Source organism: Massilia arenae (genome assembly GCF_008014745.1).
GTDB classification, from domain to species: domain Bacteria; phylum Pseudomonadota; class Gammaproteobacteria; order Burkholderiales; family Burkholderiaceae_D; genus Telluria; species Telluria arenae.
Map to the genome: position 1 here is coordinate 203,013 of NZ_VPFD01000001.1, position 17,136 is coordinate 220,148.

A 17,136-nucleotide genomic window follows, 5' to 3' on the forward strand; every position below is an offset into this window, starting at 1 on the left:
ACTTGGGTACCCGCCTTCGCGGGTACGACGATTACGCTAGCAGCGCCACCGCCTTCACCTGTGCCCACAGCGCGCATCCCGGCTCCACCGCGAGCTCGCGCCGCGAGCGCTCGGTGATGCGCGCCAGCAGCGCGGTCTTGCCGATCTTCAGGCGCACCAGCACCTGACCCGGCGCCGCCGCCGGACCCACCGCATCGACGACGGCCGGCAGGATATTGGTGATGCTGCTGCCGCGCGGGCGCTCGAGCGCCAGGCTGACGTCGCGCGCATGGATGCGGCAGCGCACCCGGCTGCCAATGGCGGCGTCACGCCGGCCGACCAGCAGCACGCCGCCGGGGAAGGCCAGGTGCGACAGGCCGTCGTCGTCGCGCCCGGTAAACGCGGTGTCGATCATCACGCCGGCATCGTCCTCGAAATTCGCCGCCAGGTCGAGCCGCGCCAGGGTGTCGGCCAGCGGACCGCTGGCCAGTACGCGTCCCTGTTCCAGCACCACCAGGTAGTCGGCCAGGCGCGCCACTTCGTCGGCCGAGTGGCTGACGTAGACCACCGGCAGCGCCAGCTCGTCGTGCAGGCGTTCGAGATAGGGCAGGATCTCCTGCTTGCGCTTCATATCGAGCGCCGCCAGCGGCTCGTCCATCAGCAGCAGGCGCGGCGAAGCGAGCAGGGTGCGCGCGATCGCGGCGCGCTGGCGTTCGCCGCCCGACAGGGTAGCCGGGCGCTGCTTCAGCAGGTGGCCGATGCCGAGCAATTCGGTCACGGGCCCGAGCTCGAAGCGGCGCGCATCCCGTGGCAGGCGCTTGAGGCCGAACTCCAGGTTGGCGCGCACGTCGAGATGGTCGAACAGGCTCGCCTCCTGGAACACGTAGCCGATGCCGCGCCGATGGGTCGGCACGTACACGCCGCGCGCATCGTCCTGCCAGGTTTCGTCGCCCACGGCGATGAAGGCGCCGGGCGTGCGTTCCAGGCCGGCCAGGATGCGCAGCAGCGTGGTCTTGCCCGAGCCGGAATGGCCGAACAGGGCGCTCACGCCGTGGTCGGGCAGGTCGAGGTCGGCGTCGAGGGCGAATGCGCCCCGATCGAGTCTTACCTTGATGCGTATGCCGCTCATCGACGTGTCCCCCTGACCGATTGTGGATACAGCGTATACAGCACCAGCAGCACCACGAACGAGAACACCAGCATGCCGCCGGCCAGCCAGTGGGCCTGCGCGTACTCCATCGCTTCCACGTGATCGTAGATCTGGGTCGAGACCACGCGCGTCTTGTCGGGGATGTTCCCGCCGATCATGAGCACCACGCCGAACTCGCCGATGGTATGGGCGAAGCCGAGGATGGCGCCGGTGACGAAGCCGGGCCGCGCCAGCGGCACCACCACCGACCAGAAGGTGTCCCAGGGACTGGCGCGCAGGGTCGCCGCTACCTCCAGCGGCCGCGTGCCGACCGCCTCGAAGGCGTTCTGCAGCGGCTGCACCACGAAGGGCAGCGAATAGAAGACCGAACCGATCACGAGACCCGTGAAGGTGAACGACAGCGTACCCAGGCCGAGCGCCGTGGTCAGCTGGCCCAGCGGGCCGTTGGGCCCCATCGCCAGCAGCAGGTAGAAGCCGATCACGGTCGGCGGCAGCACCAGCGGCAGGGCCACCACCGCGCCAACCGCGTGCCGCAGCCTGGAGTGCGTGCGCGCCAGCCACCAGGCTAGCGGCGTGCCGAACACCAGCAAGAGCAGGGTGACGACCGTGGCCAGCCTGAGGGTCAGCCAGATCGCGGCGAAGTCGGACGAATCGAGCACCTCAGACTTCGTAGCCGAAAGTACGGACCAGCGCTTTCGCCTTGTCGGTGCGCAGGTATTGCAGCAGCGCCTGGGCCGCCGGGTTCTTCGCGCCCTTGGCCAGCAGCGCGGCATCCTGGCGGATCGGCTCGTGCATACTGGCCGGGACGATCCAGCCCGAGCCGGAGGTGAACTTGCCGTCGCGCCAGACCTGAGCCTGGGCCACGAAGCCCAGTTCGGCGTTGCCGGTGCTGGCGAACTGCCAGGCCTGGGCGATGTTCTCGCCCTGGACGATGCGCGGCTGCACGGTCTCGTAGAGGCCGAGTTTTTGCAGGGTAGCGACGGCGGCGGCGCCATACGGCGCGGTCTTCGGGTTGGCAATCGCCAGGTGCTTGTAGCTGCCGGTCTTGAGGACGTTGCCGTTGGCATCGACGACGCCATCCTTGGCCGACCACAGCACGAGGCGGCCGGTGGCATAGGTAAAGCGGCTGCCGGCCACGACGTGGCCTTCGGTTTCCAGCTTGGCCGGGGTCTCGTCGTCGGCCGCCAGCAGCACCTCGAACGGCGCGCCGTTGCGGATCTGGGCGTAGAATTTTCCGGTGGCGCCGCTGGCGACCACGGCCTTGTGGCCGGTGTCGCGCTGGAACTCGGCGGCCAGCTTTTCCATCGGGCCGGCGAAGTTGGCGGCGACTGCGACCTGGACCTCGTCGGCGTGGGCCGTTCCCATCATGGTCAGTACGGCGAGCAGGCTGGCAAGGCGTTTCATGTTTTCTCCAGGTAAGGTCGGCAACATCGTGGTAGCCTGCTGGTTGATATGCAGGCGCTATGTATTGAAGTATATAACGAAATTTCACACGGCAACAGATGAGCACGGAAGACAAGGGAATCGCCCTGGAGGGCAAGGTCTGGATGACGGTCGGCGGCGAGAACCTCGGCGGCGGCAACCGGGTCGAACTGCTGGCGGCGATCGGGCAGCTCGGCTCCATCACGGGCGCAGCGAAGGCGGTCGGCCTGAGCTACAAGGCGGCCTGGGACGCAATCGACACGATGAACAATCTATCGGGCGAGGCGCTGGTGGCGCGCGTCACCGGCGGCAAGGGAGGCGGCGGCACGCGGCTCACGGCGCGCGGCCAGCAGCTGGTGGACAATTTCAGGACGATCGAGCAGGTGCACAATGATTTTCTTGATCGACTCAACCGCCAGGCCGGCAACGTGGCCGACGACCTGGCAATTTTCACGAGGTTCAAGATGAGGACCAGCGCACGCAACCAGTTCTTCGGCACGGTGGCGCGGGTGGCGCGCGGCGCCGTCAACGACGAGGTCGAGCTCGAGATCGCGGGCGGGCAGACGATCGTCGCCATCGTCACGCGCGAGAGTTCGGAAAATCTCGGACTTGCGCAAGGGCGGCAGGCCTTTGCGCTGATCAAATCGTCGTCGGTGATCGTGATGACGGCCGGCGAAGGCGCGCGGCTGTCGGCGCGCAATCAGCTCCAGGGCCAGGTCACGCGGCTGATGCGCGGCGCGGTCAACTCCGAAGTGGTGATCGAACTGGCCGGCGGCGGCAGCGTGGCGGCCACGATCACCAACGAGAGCGTGGATGCGCTCGAACTGGCCGAGGGCGCGGCGGCGACCGCGCTGTTCAAGGCGTCGAGCGTGATCCTGGGCGTGCCTGAGTAGGCATTATTGGCCGCACAGATGCTGCACCGCGACCAGCCGCGGCGGCGGATCGCAGCGGCACAGGCACAGGTCGCCGTCGAGGGCGTACTGCCGGCCGTCGTGGCGCGCCGACAGGCGTGGGCCGTCGAGGCCGATGATGCCCGTCGTCTCGCAGACGGGGCAGGACACCTGGTCGCCTTCGAGCGCGACCTTCACACCATCGAGCGCCAGCAGCGAGCTGGCTGACGTGACCTTGCCGCCGGACGTCGTCGATGCGCCGAGCGTGATGTAGTAGCGCGTTGCCATGTCCAACTCCTTGTACCCAAGGCTGCAGCATAAGGATGGACCGGGTAGCCGGTTTTGACAACTTATAAAAAAAGCCCCGCCAAGGTCGCGGGGCTTTCAGGCAAGAATCTGCGGCCAGCTTACTTGTCCGTCACCTTGAAGTCGCCATACGGCTTGAGCTGCTCCTCGAGCTTGGACGGATCGCCCACCACCACGAGCGACTGGTTATCCGGAGCGAAATACTTCTTCGCCACGGTGCGCACCTGCTCCGGCGTGACTTTCTGGATCTTCGGCACGTATTCGCCCAAAAATTCCGGCGGCAGGCCGACCAGCCAGTTGGCGGCCAGGGTGTTGGCGACCGAACGCTGCAACTGGTTGCTGAGCAGGTAGCCGCCCGCGACATAGCGCTTGTTCATGTCCATCTCCTTGGCCGGTACCAGCTCGCTACCCAGACGCTTGTATTCCTTGAAGTACTCTTCCAGCGAAGCACCGGTGACTTCGTTGCGCACGTCGGCGCCGCCCACCATCATGCCGCCCGCGCGGCTCATGCGCGCGCCGGCCGAAGCGCCGTAGGTATAACCCTTTTCTTCGCGCAGATTGGTGTTGATGCGGCTCGAGAAGCCGCCGCCCAGGATGGTGCTGGTCAGGCGCAGCGGGATCTGGTCGGCCGCGCTGGCCGCGATGCCGGGGCTGCCCAGGCGCAGGGTCGACTGCACGCTGCCGTCACGCTTGAGCAGGATGCGCGCCGGCTTCACATTCGTCGCCGCCGCCGTGGTGTCGGGCAGGGCCGCGCCGCTGGCTTTCCAGTCGCCGAACGCCGCTTGCGCCAGCTTCATGGCCTCGGCTTCGGTGATGCGGCCGGTGACCACCAGCAGCGCGCGGTCGGGACGGAAGCGCTTCGCGTGTTCCGTGCGCAGCATGCCGGCGCTGACGGCATTGATCGACTCGACCGTCGGGTCGGTGCGGCCATACGGGTGGTCGGCATACACGGCCTTCTTGATCGCGCGCTCGGCGCGGAAGCTCGGCTGGGTCTCGGACACACGCAGCGACTGCAGCGCATTGGCCTTGGCCAGCGTCACTTCGTTCTCGGGGAAGGACGGCTGGCGCACGATCTCGGCCATCAGGTTCAGCATGCCGCTTGCCTGCGAGGCCAGGGCGTTGCCCGAGACGACGATGCCGTCGGCGGCCGGGCTGGCCGCCACTTCACCGCCCATGCCCTGGGCCGCTTCGGCGATCGCGCGCGAATCGCGCTTGGCCGTGCCTTCGTTGAGCATGCCGGCCAGCATGGCGGCAAAGCCGCTCTGGTTCGGCGCGTCGGCCGCGAAGCCGGCGCCGCGCAGCGCCAGCACATAGTCCACGCGCGGCAGGCCCTCGCGTGGCACGACCCATACGGTCAGGCCGTTGGACAGGGTCTGTTTGGCGATCTTGGGCGCCGGGATCGATTTTTCCTGGCCGTAGGCAGGCATGCCGGATGGCGTCTTGACGTCAGCGGCATGTGCCCCCGGCGCAAAGGCGAGGGAAACAGCGAGAGGTAAGGTCAACTTCAGCATCAGTTTGTTCATGATGCGCTCCTTATTTGGTGTTGGTGGCGGCCGAGGCGGTCTTGGCCGCCTCGATCATGGCGGCCGGCTTGCGGTCGATGACGGTGCGGTTGGCCGGCACCAGGTAGGTCTTGACCGCGCGCTGGATGTCGTTCGAGGTCACGCCCTCGATCCAGCCCGGGATCTTGTTGACCACATTGGCGTCGCCCCACAAGACCTGCAGCTTGGCCATCGTGTCGGCGCGGTTCACGAAGCTTTCCAGCTTGTTGTTCCAGTCGGCCAGCATGCGGGTCTTGACGCGCTTGAGGGTCGCGTCATCGACGCCATCCTTCGCGATCTTCGCGATCTCTTCGTCCATCGCCTTGAGCACGGCGTCGGCGCTGCTGTCCGGCTTATATAGCGCGAACACGGTCATCAGGGTCGGGCCGTTGTATTCCCACGGGCTGGTCAGGCCGAACATGGTGTCGACGTTGAGGGCGATCTCGCGGCCCTTCACGAGGCCCTGGTAGAACAGCGAGGCGTCGCCGCCGCCCAGCAGCTCGGCCAGCACTGCGATCGGCGCCTGGTCGCGGCTGCCGCGCTCCGGCACCTTCCAGGCCGCCGCGATGGCCGGCACCTGGGCCAGGGCGTCGCTTTGCTCCAGCCGTTTTTCGGCGGTGCCCAGCGGCTCCGAGAAATCGGTGCCCTTCGGCACAGGGCGCGCCGCGATGCCGCCGAAGTATTTCTGGGCCAGGGCGAAGCCCTGCTGCGGCGTGATGTCGCCTGCGATCGCCAGCACCGCGTTATTGGGGCCGTAGTAGTCGCGGTGGAAGGCGCGCACGTCGTCCAGGCTGGCGTTTTCCAGGTCTTCGAAGCTGCCGTAGCCGTCGTGGTTGTTCTCCCATTTCTGGAAGGCGTGCTGGCTGATGTCGATCCACATGAAGCCGCCGTAGGGCTGATTCTTGACGTTGACGCGGATCTCTTCCTTGACCACGTCCTGCTGGTTCTTCAGCGTCGTGGGGTTGAAGTCGAGCGTCTTCATGCGGTCGGCTTCCAGCCACAGGATCGGCTCCAGGCTCGAGGCCGGGGCGGTCTCGATGTAGTTGGTGAAGTCGGGGCGGGTCGAGCCGTTGTTCCAGCCGCCGCCGGCGGTGATGGTGGTGTCGAACACGCCCTTCGGCGCGTTCGGCGTGCCCTGGAACATCAGGTGTTCGAACAGGTGGGCGAAGCCGGTGCGGTTACGCGGCTCGAGGCGCATGCCGACGTGGTAGACCACCGAGACGCCGACGGTCGGCGAGCTGCGGTCTTCCGACACGATGACGGTCAGTCCGTTGTCGAGTTTCTTGGTATTGACCGGCAGGGTCCACTGGTCGCTCGGGGCCGCGAAGGCCGACATCGACAGGGTGAGCCCGGCCATCAGGACAGGTAATTGGCGCATGCGCATGGGGACCTCATGATGAATGGTAGGACGGCGGCGGGGCCACCGGCGGCTCATCTTAGCGCAATGGCATGTTGATAAGTGGTCTTTTTATTGTGCCATCGCACGGCTTATGCCTGTCTATGCCGATCTCATGCAGACGGCATCCATCCCCGGCGTGTGCATTTCGGGTGGCGAATCGTGCAGTTCGTCGCATGGGCCATCGACCCGCCTGGCTTTCAGGCTATAGTTGCAACATGACAAGTCCCGGCGCCAAGCCGGCGCAAGAATTTACTGGAGAGAATGGATGAACCACCTGATCAAGCTGGGCGCCGCCATTGCCGTGCCGTGCGCCTTGTTCTGGGCGTCGATCGGCGTCGCCGAGGCCGCCCCGGAGATGAGCACCGAGACCCGCCCGATCGATGCGCGGGTGGTGCGCGTCAAGCTTGAAGGGCTGGGCGACCTGAAGATCCGGCAGGGGGCCACCCCGGCCCTGGTGCTCACCGGCGATGCGCGCCTGCTGTCGCGGACCACGACCTCGCAGAAAGGGGATACCCTGAACATCGAGACCGAGGGCCGCAATTCCGGCTTCAGCTTCGGCCGCTCGTCCGGCCTGCAGGCCGAACTGGTGCTGCCGAACCTGCAGGCGGTGTCGTCGGAAAGCCTCGGTTCCACCACCGTGAGCGGCTTTGCCGGCGAAACGCTGAGCATCAACCTGGATGGCGCCGGCTCGATGTATGTATCATCGTCGGAATACCGCACCATCAAGGCCAGCCTGGGCGGCGTCGGCAACCTCAAGATCCAGGGCGTGAACAGCGAGCACGTCGACCTGAGCCTGGGCGGCGCCGGCTACGTGACCCTGAGCGGGCGCAGCAAGAACCTCAGGGCCGAGCTGGGCGGACTGGGCGGGCTGGACGCCCAGGCCTGTACGGTCGACTCGGTCACGCTGGACTTGTCGGGCCTGGGCAACGCCACCGTCAATGCCCAGCGCAGCGCCAACCTCGCGCTGTCGGGCATGGGCTCGGTGACGGTGTTCGGCAAGCCGGCCAACCGCAAGGTCGCCCTCGATGGCCTGGGCAAGGTCAACTGGAAATAACGATCCAGATTCTGTGCACGAGACATGAAAAAAATACTCCTTGTGACGCTGCTAGCCATCGGCCTGCAATTGGGCCTGCAGGCGAGCGCCCGGGCCGGCTTTGCGGAGGGCGCGAGCGCCTACAACGCCCGCAACTATGCGCTGGCATTAAAAGAAATCAGTCCGCTGGCCAAGGCCGGCGATCCCGACGCCCAGCACCTGCTGGGCCTGATGTACTACATGGGCCGCGGCGTCACGCGCGACTACAAGCAGGCCTTCGCCTGGCACCTGAAGGCGGCCGGGCAGGGCAAGGCCGACGCCCAGTACGTGGTGGGCGCCATGTACTACACCGGCAACGTCGTGCCGCAGGACCAGAAGCATGTGGTGAGCTGGTTCCGCAAGGCGGCCGAGCAGGGCAATCCCGACGCCCAGCACGCGCTCGGGCTGATGTACCGCTACAGCGTGGCCGGCGTGCCGCAGGATGCGGTGCTGGCCTATATGCTGTACAACCTGGCCGCGGCCGGTGGCCACCGCAATGCGGTCGAACAGCGCGCTGCGATCGGCAAGAAGATGACGCCGGAACAGGTCGAAGAAGCGCAGGCCCTGTCGCGCACCTGGAAGGCGGGGACGGCCTTGCCGACCGCGTCCAAGACGGGCGGCAACCTGTAGGCATTCAGCGGGTATTCAGCAGCGGCATCGCCTCGCCCAGCGCCTGGTAACCACGGTCGTTCGGGTGCAGGTGGTCGCCGCTGTCATAGGCCGGCAACAGCCGGCTGGGGCGCGCCGGGTCGCGCAGCACGCGGTCGGCGTCGAACACCGCGTCGAATTCACCGCTGCTGCGGATCCAGGCATTCACCGCCTGGCGCAGCGCTTCCTTTTCAATCGAGTACAGCGCCGCGCCCTCGAACGGCGCCAGCGTGCCGCCGGTCACGGCGATGCGCGCGGCGCGGGCGCGCGCGATCAGCTGGCGATAGCCGGCCACCAACTCCTCCGGCGTGAGCGGATTGGCGGCCGAACTGTGGCCGATATCCTCGATGCCGATCATCAGCACCAGCTGGCGCACGCCGCTGGTGGCCAGCACGTCGCGCTCGAACCGCGCCAGGGCGCTGCGTCCGGCCAGCGGGTTGGCCGGGTCGTCGCCCAGCAGGCGGTTGCCTTTGACGCCGCGGTCGATCACGGCAAGGCGCGCAGCGGCGTCGCGCCGGGCCTGGAGGAGCCGCGCCAGCACGTCGGTCCAGCGCCGGTCGGCGTCGCCCAGCACGACGATGGCGCCTTGCATGCCATCGACTTCCAGCGCCGTCAGGAAAGGCCAGGCCGCGATCGTGCGTTGGACCGGCAGGCTGGCGCTGGCGGTATGGTCGCCGCTCAAGGACACATAGCCGGTCTGGCGCGCCTGGACGTGCACGCTGGACGCCTGCACGGCGCCCGGCAGGTAGATGCTGACGGCCACCTGCGCGAGGGGCGGCAGGTTCAGCTCGGCGGGATCGGACAGCGCCGGCGCGCCGGCCGGGATCGTCACGCCGGTGCGCCCGCCAAAGGTCAGGGCGCGGTCGGTGCCGGGCGCCAGGTCCGAACCTTGGGAGCGCAGGCCGATGCGCGCCGCGCCGATCCGCAGCGGTGTCGATCCCAGTTCGTTGGACAGGCGGATGCGCACGCGATTGCCGCCCACGCTGGACTGCACGATCAGGCGCAGGGTCTGGTTATTGAAGGCATGCATGCTGGCGTCCGGTGGCGGTCCGGCCGGCGCGGCGCCCCAGCTCGCGGTCCAATGGCTGGTGTCCCATGATTGGGCCACGGCGGGCTGCGCGGCCAGGATGATGGCTGCGGCCAGGGCGGACAGGAAACGGTTCATGTGATGCTCCTCGGATACTCATGCGATAAGCATGAGCTCGTATTGACAATCTAGCGGCAATACAGGATGTGGAAAAGACGGCAAGCCGCTGCATCGTTGCGCGATATCGAAGCCCACTTTGATTGCGATTCCAACAAGAAAATTCCAGCCATCTAAAGTTGGCCGTAAGCGATCTGGCGAACTGAGCGGAGCGCCGATGGGGTCCAGCATGATGCCTGGATACATCGATGAGGAGATGACGATGGCGGATGTTGAATTGACGATGACGACCCAGGTGCCGGTTTCGACACAAGAGGCCTGGGCCTGGTCGACCTCGCTCCAGAGCGTGCGCGCCGAGATGCGGCCCTTGCTGAAGCTCGTCTTTCCGAAAGGGATGACGGATATCGGCGCCAATACGATGCTCGGCAAGTCGCTGGGCCGCTGCCAGTTCCTGTTGTTCGGTTTGTTTCCGGTCGATATGTCGAAGTTGACGTTCACCGAGATCGTGCCGGGCCATCGCTTCGTCGAGCAGTCGCAACTGCTGTCGATGCACGCCTGGCGCCACGAGCGCGTGATCACGCCGGCTGCCGACGGCCGCGGCGCCCTGATTACCGACCATGTGAAGTTCTCGCCCCGGTTCGCCACGCCGGTCGTGCGCGCCATGGTGAAGCTGTTGTTCGCGCACCGCCACAAGATGCTGGCGCGTGCGCTCGGTGCGCAAAGCCAGGAAATTGCCCAAAACAGAGATGGAAGGGCGCGCCGGGACAGGTCCGCGTGGTAGGCTTCGGCTTCGACTCACGCGCGCGCGCCTGTCAATACAGTGGCTATGGCGCGGCGACCATTTGGAGCATGTATGTTGATTGCCACTCACGGCGGCAAATTCCACGCAGATGATGCGTGGGCGGTCGCCGTCCTGAAGGTGCTGTTCCCCGAGGCGGACGTCGTCCGCACCCGCGAACAGGCCAGGATCGATGCCGCCGATTTCGCGATCGACGTCGGCGGGGTCTGGGACCCGGCCACCGGCCGTTTCGACCACCACCAGAAGGAATTCGACGCCACCCGCGTGTCCGGCGTGCCCTATGCCAGCGCCGGCCTGGTCTGGCGCGATTATGGCGCGCGCTGCGTCGCCGCCCTGGCCGAGCGCCATACCGGTGAGCGGTTGACGGACGAGACGGCCCAGCAGATCGCCTACGCGATCGATGCCGACATCGTGCAATATCTCGACCTGTCGGACGTCGGCGTGGCCAAGAACGCGCCGGGTAGCTATGGCTTGTCGGCAGTGGTGTCGGGCTTTAATCCCGGCTGGCTCGACGAGCAGCGCCTGGGCTATGGCGAGGCGGTCGAGGTCTACCGCATGGGCCAGTTCATGCGCGCCGTCGAGTTCTTGACCGACATCATGGGCAATGCCGTGCGCTACCGCGTCGGCGCGATGCTGGCCGTGACCCAGGTGCGCCAGGCCGAGGTGCTCGAAGACGGCAAGCTGCTGTTCCTCAAGAATGCCGCGCTTCCCTGGAGCAGTGTGGTGCGCAAGGAGATGCCGAAGATCCTGTTCGTCATCAGCCACAGTTTGACCGAGCAGCGCTATATGCTGCACACGGTGTCGGTCGACACCGAGAGCTTCGACGCTAGAGCCGACCTGCCGGAAGCCTGGGCCGGCCTGCGCGAAGCCGAGCTGGCGGCCGTCACCGGTGTCGAGGATGCCGTGTTCTGCCATACCGGCCGCTTCATCGCCGCCGCCCGCAGCTATGCGGGCGCCCTGACCATGGCGCGCCAGGCGCTGGCGGCGGTTGAGGCGGGCGCCTAAGGCATTCACGGCGGCGCGCAAGCCGGCTCCGACTCCCGTACAATTACGGTTTTGCTAACACGGGAGTAATCAACCATGCGCGCCATCGAGATCACCCAGCCCGGCAAGCCGGAAGTCCTGCAGCTGTGCGAGCGCCCGACGCCGGTCCTGAAGGCCGGCGAAGTGCTCATCAAGGTTCACGCCGCCGGCATCAACCGGCCCGACGTGCTGCAGCGCATGGGTAAATACCCGGTGCCGCCCGGCGCCTCCGACCTGCCGGGCCTGGAAGTGGCGGGCGAGATCGTCGACGGCGACCTGGAAGGCAGTGACCTCAAAAAGGGCGACCTCGTGTGTGCGCTGGTGCAGGGCGGCGGCTATGCCGAATACTGCGCGGCGCCGCTCGAGCAGTGCCTGCCGGTGCCGCAAGGCCTGAGCGCGCTGGAGGCGGCCACCTTGCCGGAAACGTATTTCACCGTGTGGAGCAATGTGTTCGATCGCGCCCGCCTGTCCGAGGGCGAAAGCCTGCTGGTGCAGGGCGGCAGCTCGGGCATCGGCGTGACCGCGATCCAGCTGGCCAAGGCCCTGGGCCACCGCGTGTTCGCCACCGCCGGCAGCGCGGACAAATGCCGCGCCGTTGAAGCGCTGGGCGCCGACCGGGGCATCAATTACCGCGACGAGGATTTCGTCGCCGTGATCAAGGAACTCACGAACGGCAAAGGTGTCGACGTTATCCTGGACATGGTCGCGGGCGACTACGTGGCGCGCGAGATCGATTGCCTGGCCGACGACGGCCGCCTGGTCGTGATCGCGCTGCTGGGCGGCGCGCGCGCCAATGTCGATATGGGGCAGGTGCTGCGGCGGCGCCTGCACATCACCGGCTCGACCCTGCGGCCGCGTCCGGTGGAATTCAAGGCGGCGATCGCGCAACAGTTGCGTGAACATGCCTGGCCGCTGTTTGCCCAGGGCAAGATCAAGCCGGTGATCCACCAGGTTTTCCCCCTGGAGCAGGCGGCCGAGGCCCATGCCCTGATGGAATCGAGCACCCACGTCGGCAAGATCGTGCTGCAGGTGCAGCCGGGCTGACAGGTAGGGAAAAGGAGCGTGTCGGCGGGGCCAGGACGGCCTCGCGGGCACGCAGTGGCGGCGGTTTCCAGGCAAAAAATCAACGAGCTGAGCAGCTCAGCCTGTGTTTGACCGCCATATGATCGACCGCTAGAATAGCGGGTTATTTGACATGGGGTAGTATGCGTCCCAAACTCGTCGTAGGTAACTGGAAGATGAACGGCAGCCGTGCAGCCAATGCACAGCTGCTGCAAGGTATTCTTGCTGGATTGACCGAGGCAGGCGCCGCGAGCGCCGTCTGCGTCCCCGCTCCCTACCTCTTTCAGTGTGAACAACTTCTCGCAGGCAGTTCGATGGCCTGGGGCGCGCAAGACGTCGCGACCGAGCCGTGCGGCGCCTTCACCGGCGAAGTCTGTTCCTCGATGCTGCAGGATTTCGGCTGTCGTTACGTGATCGTCGGCCACTCCGAGCGCCGCGCCTACCATGGCGAATCGAATGCGCTGGTGGCGAGCAAGGCCAAGGCGGCGCTGGATGCCGGCCTGACCCCGATCGTGTGCGTCGGTGAAGCGCTCGAACAGCGCGAAGCGGGCGCCACGCAGGACGTGGTCGGCGCCCAGCTGGATGCGGTGCTGGAAGCGGTGGGCGCCGATGCCGTGCCGAAGCTGGTGCTGGCCTACGAGCCGGTATGGGCGATCGGCACCGGCAAGACGGCGACGCCGGCGATGGCCCAGGAAGTGCACGCCTTCTTGCGCGAAAAACTGCGCAACTGCAACGCCGAGGCGGCGGAGAGCGTACAAATCCTTTACGGCGGCAGCATGAAGCCGGAGAATGCAGGCGATCTGATGGCGCAGCCGGATATCGATGGCGGCCTGATTGGTGGGGCGGCCTTAAAGTCGAGTGATTTCCTTGGGATTATTCGGGCCGCGTAAGCGCGCAGCATAAGATTTGGCTATAGGCATCACGAATTTTCGAATCTTTTGAAAATATAAGAAATTTAAAAACGTTGTTTTAAACTTGGAATGGAATTGCAATGATCTGGTTCAATTTGATTATCGTCGTGCAAGTTGTTTCGGCCCTGGCCATTATCGGCCTGGTCCTGATGCAGCACGGTAAGGGCGCCGATATGGGCGCGGCCTTCGGTTCGGGCGCCTCGGGCAGCCTGTTCGGCGCCTCGGGTTCGTCGAACTTCCTGTCGAAGTCGACCGCGGTCGCGGCCGCCATCTTCTTCGGTTCGACCCTGGCCCTGGCCTATATCGGCAACAGCGGCAGCGGCGAGAGCGGTGGCGGCGTCATGGGACGTGTGACCGTGCCGTCGAGCCAGGCGCCTGCTACGGGCATCCCTGGCGGCGCACCGGCCCAGACCGCACCGGCCGACGTGCCGACCCTGCCAGCCAACAGCGCCGCACCGGCCGCAGCCATTCCGGCGACCCCGGCCCCGGCAGCACCGGCGCCAGCGCCGGCCGCTCCAGCCAAGTAATGGGGTAGGGCGCGGCAACCGCGCCACACTTGTTGTTCATAAACGCGCCGTTCTACGGCGCGTTTGTGTTTTTAGGCGTAGAATGCTGCGGCGCGTGGCTAAAGTATCAAGCCATACGGTACGTGACCCTGGAATATTGACACGTACCTTGTTTAGCAGTGCGGTCTGTTGGCGTAAATAATTGATGAGCCATCGATTATTCGGCGACATGATTCAAAGAATTCGCAAATATCCTTGTGATTGCGCAATTTGAGCATTGATAAGTAATGCTAAGGCAGGGTAAAATACTGGTCTCCAGCCGACGTGGTGAAATTGGTAGACACGCTATCTTGAGGGGGTAGTGGCGCAAGCTGTGCGAGTTCGAGTCTCGCCGTCGGCACCAAAATTTAGAAAGAAAGCCAGCAAGGGCGCACGAGTTTTTCCTCATGCCTGCGCTGGCTTTTTTACGAGGATCGTCGTCCGGTCCTGGTGGCAGGCTTGAAGCCAGGTTCGCACGATTCGGTGCTGCATCCCCGCAGCATTTCATTAACCGATCGTTCAGGAAGCTTCAGCTGTGAACCTCGAAAATTATCTCCCCGTTCTTCTCTTTATCCTGGTTGGCATCGGTGTCGGTGTTGCCCCGCAGGTGCTCGGTCGCCTGCTCGGCCCGCACAAGCCCGACGCTGCCAAGCTGTCCCCGTATGAATGCGGCTTCGAAGCGTTCGAAGACGCACGCATGAAGTTCGACGTCAGGTACTACCTGATCGCGATCTTGTTCATTTTGTTTGATCTGGAAACGGCATTCTTCTTCCCATGGGGCGTCTCGATGCGCGAGCTGGGTTGGACCGGTTTCATCACGATGATGGTGTTCATCGCCGAGTTCGTGGTCGGTTTCTGGTACATCTGGAAGAAAGGTGCCCTTGATTGGGAATAAGCCATGGCAATTGAAGGCGTATTAAACGAAGGTTTCATCACCACCACAGCCGACAAGCTGGTCAACTGGGCGCGCACGGGGTCGATGTTCCCGATGACGTTCGGTCTGGCCTGCTGCGCGGTCGAGATGATGCACGTGGGCGCGGCCCGCTACGACATGGACCGCTTCGGTATCGTGTTCCGTCCATCGCCACGTCAGTCCGACGTGATGATCGTCGCCGGCACCCTGTGCAACAAGATGGCGCCGGCGCTGCGCAAGGTCTATGACCAGATGGCGGAACCGCGCTGGGTGATCTCGATGGGTTCCTGTGCCAACGGCGGCGGCTACTACCACTACTCGTATTCGGTGGTGCGCGGCTGCGATCGCATCGTCCCGGTCGATGTGTACGTGCCAGGCTGCCCGCCGACTGCCGAAGCTCTGCTGTACGGCATCATGCAGCTCCAGAACAAGATCAAGCGCACCAATACCATCGCGCGCTAAAAACGGACGGCGTACTCCATGACGACAAAACTCGAGACCCTTGAACTCGCCCTGAAAAATGCATTGGGCGAGGGCGTTGCCATTTCGGCGGCGCTGGGCGAAGTGACGGTGGTGGTCAAGGCCGCAGACTACATCAAGACGATGCAGCTGCTCCGCGACGACAGCACCCTGGCATTCGAACAGATGATCGACCTGTGCGGCGTCGACTATTCGACCTATGGCGAAGGCACCTACGAAGGTCCGCGCTTCGCGGTCGTGGTGCACCTGCTTTCCCTGGCGAAGAACTGGCGCGTCCGCGTGCGCGTGTTCTGCCCGGACGACGACATGCCGCTGGTCGAATCGATCACCGGTATCTGGCGCGCCGCCAACTGGTTCGAGCGCGAAGCGTTCGACATGTTCGGCATCCTGTTCGACGGCCACGGCGACCTGCGCCGCATCCTGACCGACTACGGCTTCATCGGCCACCCGTTCCGCAAGGACTTCCCGATCTCGGGCTATGTCGAAATGCGCTACGACCCGGAACAGAAACGCGTGATCTACCAACCCGTCACGATCGAGCCGCGCGAGAACATCCCGCGCGTGATTCGCGAAGAGACCTACGGGACGAAATAATGGCTGAGCTTAAGAACTACACCCTGAACTTTGGTCCGCAGCACCCGGCAGCGCACGGCGTGCTGCGCCTGGTGCTCGAACTCGACGGCGAGGTGATCCAGCGCGCCGACCCGCACATCGGCCTGCTGCACCGCGGTACCGAGAAGCTGGCGGAAACCCGCACCTATCTGCAGTCGGTTCCGTACATGGACCGTCTCGACTACGTGTCGATGATGTGCAACGAGCACGGCTACGTGCTGGCGATCGAAAAGCTGCTCGGCATCGAAGCGCCGATCCGCGCCCAGTACATCCGCACGATGTTCGACGAAGTCACCCGCATCCTGAACCACCTGATGTGGCTCGGCGCGCACGCACTGGACATCGGCGCCATGGGCCCGTTCCTGTACTGCTTCCGCGACCGCGAAGACCTGTTCGACGTCTATGAAGCGGTGTCGGGCGCGCGCATGCACGCGGCCTACTACCGTCCGGGCGGCGTGTATCGCGACCTGCCGGACACCATGCCGCAGCACAAGCAATCGCCGATCCGCAGCGCCAAGGCGATCGCCGACCTGAACGAACACCGCCAGGGTTCGGTCATCGACTTCCTGGACGCGTTCACCAAGCGGTTCGACGGCTATGTCGACGAGTACGAGACCCTGCTGACCGATAACCGTATCTGGAAGCAGCGCACCGTCGGCATCGGTGTCGTGTCGCCTGAAGACGCGAAAGCCATGGGCTTCACCGGCGCCATGCTGCGCGGTTCGGGCATCGCCTGGGATCTGCGCAAGCATCAGCCTTACGCGGCCTACGACAAGGTCGAGTTCGACATCCCGGTCGGCACCAATGGCGACTCCTACGACCGCTACCTGGTGCGCGTGGAAGAAATGCGCCAGTCGAACCGCATCATCAAGCAGTGCCTGACCTGGCTGCGCGCCAATCCAGGCCCGGTGATGATCGACAACAACAAGATCGCGCCGCCGAACCGGATGGACATGAAGTCCAATATGGAATCGCTGATCCACCACTTCAAGCTGTTCACCGAAGGCTTCCACGTCCCAGAGGGCGAGGCGTATGCCGCGGTCGAGCACCCGAAGGGCGAGTTCGGCATCTATATCGTCTCCGACGGCGCCAACAAGCCATACCGCCTGAAAATCCGCACTCCGGACTATGTCCACCTGCAGAGCCTCGACGAGATGGCACGCGGCCACATGATCGCTGACGCGGTGGCCATCATCGGTACCCAGGACATCGTGTTCGGCAGTATCGACCGGTAAGAGGA

Annotated in this window: 19 protein-coding genes and 1 tRNA gene; 13 read left to right on the forward strand and 7 right to left on the reverse strand. The window is 65.1% G+C overall.

What is annotated here, in order from left to right; genetic code table 11:
• Window positions 1-31: 31 nt before the first annotated feature.
• Genes modC through modA form a run of 3 tightly spaced genes read right to left on the reverse strand, consistent with a single transcriptional unit; the run spans window position 32 to window position 2,533 of the window.
• Window positions 32-1,108, reverse strand: a complete 1,077-nt coding sequence (gene modC / locus FVD38_RS00975) for a molybdenum ABC transporter ATP-binding protein (RefSeq protein WP_147933118.1) — start codon at window positions 1,106-1,108, stop codon at window positions 32-34.
• Complete coding sequence (gene modB / locus FVD38_RS00980; RefSeq protein WP_123067852.1) at window positions 1,105-1,788, reverse strand: molybdate ABC transporter permease subunit; 684 nt, start codon at window positions 1,786-1,788, stop codon at window positions 1,105-1,107. The genes modC and modB overlap by 4 nt, the downstream gene beginning before the upstream one ends.
• 1 nt (window position 1,789) lies before the next feature.
• Window positions 1,790-2,533, reverse strand: a complete 744-nt coding sequence (gene modA, locus FVD38_RS00985; protein WP_147933119.1) for a molybdate ABC transporter substrate-binding protein — start codon at window positions 2,531-2,533, stop codon at window positions 1,790-1,792.
• A gap of 98 nt (window positions 2,534-2,631) precedes the next feature.
• Between modA and FVD38_RS00990 the strand changes: the two genes are divergently transcribed.
• Complete coding sequence (locus FVD38_RS00990) at window positions 2,632-3,444, forward strand: TOBE domain-containing protein (RefSeq protein ID WP_147933120.1); 813 nt, start codon at window positions 2,632-2,634, stop codon at window positions 3,442-3,444.
• A gap of 3 nt (window positions 3,445-3,447) precedes the next feature.
• Here FVD38_RS00990 and FVD38_RS00995 read toward each other — a convergent pair whose 3' ends face one another.
• The 3 genes from FVD38_RS00995 to FVD38_RS01005 form a co-directional block, all read right to left on the reverse strand.
• The gene (locus FVD38_RS00995; protein ID WP_147933200.1) at window positions 3,448-3,729 is read right to left on the reverse strand and encodes a PAAR domain-containing protein; all 282 of its coding nucleotides are present in this window, start codon (window positions 3,727-3,729) and stop codon (window positions 3,448-3,450) included.
• Window positions 3,730-3,848: 119 nt separating this feature from the next.
• Entirely contained in the window at window positions 3,849-5,270 is a 1,422-nt protein-coding gene (locus tag FVD38_RS01000) for a M16 family metallopeptidase (RefSeq protein WP_147933121.1), read from the reverse strand.
• 10 nt (window positions 5,271-5,280) lie between these two features.
• Window positions 5,281-6,672, reverse strand: coding sequence for a M16 family metallopeptidase (locus FVD38_RS01005; protein ID WP_147933122.1), 1,392 nt, complete (start codon window positions 6,670-6,672; stop codon window positions 5,281-5,283).
• Window positions 6,673-6,952: 280 nt separating this feature from the next.
• Here FVD38_RS01005 and FVD38_RS01010 point away from each other — a divergent pair, with 280 nt between their 5' ends.
• Together FVD38_RS01010 and FVD38_RS01015 are read left to right on the forward strand one after the other, a co-directional pair.
• A complete protein-coding gene (locus FVD38_RS01010) occupies window positions 6,953-7,741 on the forward strand; it encodes a GIN domain-containing protein (protein ID WP_147933123.1) in 789 nt (262 codons plus the stop codon).
• Between the two features lie 24 nt (window positions 7,742-7,765).
• Window positions 7,766-8,389, forward strand: a complete 624-nt coding sequence (locus tag FVD38_RS01015) for a tetratricopeptide repeat protein (protein ID WP_147933124.1) — start codon at window positions 7,766-7,768, stop codon at window positions 8,387-8,389.
• 4 nt (window positions 8,390-8,393) lie between these two features.
• On the opposite strand, the gene FVD38_RS01020 is transcribed toward FVD38_RS01015, so the two are convergent.
• Window positions 8,394-9,572, reverse strand: coding sequence for a GDSL-type esterase/lipase family protein (locus FVD38_RS01020; protein ID WP_147933125.1), 1,179 nt, complete (start codon window positions 9,570-9,572; stop codon window positions 8,394-8,396).
• A gap of 196 nt (window positions 9,573-9,768) precedes the next feature.
• On the opposite strand from FVD38_RS01020, the gene FVD38_RS01025 reads away from it, so the two are divergent.
• The 10 genes from FVD38_RS01025 to FVD38_RS01070 all read left to right on the forward strand — a co-directional run bounded on the left by FVD38_RS01025 (window position 9,769) and on the right by FVD38_RS01070 (window position 17,131).
• Window positions 9,769-10,332: an Rv1443c family protein gene (locus FVD38_RS01025; RefSeq protein ID WP_147933126.1), complete on the forward strand. Its 564-nt coding sequence runs from the start codon at window positions 9,769-9,771 to the stop codon at window positions 10,330-10,332.
• A gap of 72 nt (window positions 10,333-10,404) precedes the next feature.
• Complete coding sequence (locus FVD38_RS01030) at window positions 10,405-11,355, forward strand: MYG1 family protein (protein WP_147933127.1); 951 nt, start codon at window positions 10,405-10,407, stop codon at window positions 11,353-11,355.
• 75 nt (window positions 11,356-11,430) lie between these two features.
• Window positions 11,431-12,417 (forward strand): NAD(P)H-quinone oxidoreductase, encoded by a 987-nt coding sequence (locus tag FVD38_RS01035; protein ID WP_147933128.1) that lies wholly within the window; start codon window positions 11,431-11,433, stop codon window positions 12,415-12,417.
• Window positions 12,418-12,578: 161 nt separating this feature from the next.
• Window positions 12,579-13,325, forward strand: a complete 747-nt coding sequence (tpiA, locus tag FVD38_RS01040; RefSeq protein ID WP_147933129.1) for a triose-phosphate isomerase — start codon at window positions 12,579-12,581, stop codon at window positions 13,323-13,325.
• A gap of 101 nt (window positions 13,326-13,426) precedes the next feature.
• Window positions 13,427-13,873, forward strand: a complete 447-nt coding sequence (gene secG, locus FVD38_RS01045) for a preprotein translocase subunit SecG (protein ID WP_147933130.1) — start codon at window positions 13,427-13,429, stop codon at window positions 13,871-13,873.
• A gap of 297 nt (window positions 13,874-14,170) precedes the next feature.
• Window positions 14,171-14,255 (forward strand) — tRNA-Leu (locus tag FVD38_RS01050).
• A gap of 171 nt (window positions 14,256-14,426) precedes the next feature.
• Entirely contained in the window at window positions 14,427-14,786 is a 360-nt protein-coding gene (locus tag FVD38_RS01055; protein WP_147933131.1) for an NADH-quinone oxidoreductase subunit A, read from the forward strand.
• Between the two features lie 3 nt (window positions 14,787-14,789).
• A complete protein-coding gene (locus FVD38_RS01060; RefSeq protein WP_147933132.1) occupies window positions 14,790-15,266 on the forward strand; it encodes a NuoB/complex I 20 kDa subunit family protein in 477 nt (158 codons plus the stop codon).
• Window positions 15,267-15,284: 18 nt separating this feature from the next.
• Window positions 15,285-15,878: an NADH-quinone oxidoreductase subunit C gene (locus tag FVD38_RS01065; RefSeq protein WP_123067870.1), complete on the forward strand. Its 594-nt coding sequence runs from the start codon at window positions 15,285-15,287 to the stop codon at window positions 15,876-15,878.
• On the forward strand, window positions 15,878-17,131 hold the full coding sequence (locus FVD38_RS01070; RefSeq protein WP_147933133.1) for an NADH-quinone oxidoreductase subunit D: 1,254 nt from the start codon (window positions 15,878-15,880) through the stop codon (window positions 17,129-17,131). Before FVD38_RS01065 ends, FVD38_RS01070 begins: the two co-directional genes overlap by 1 nt.
• Window positions 17,132-17,136 lie beyond the last annotated feature (5 nt).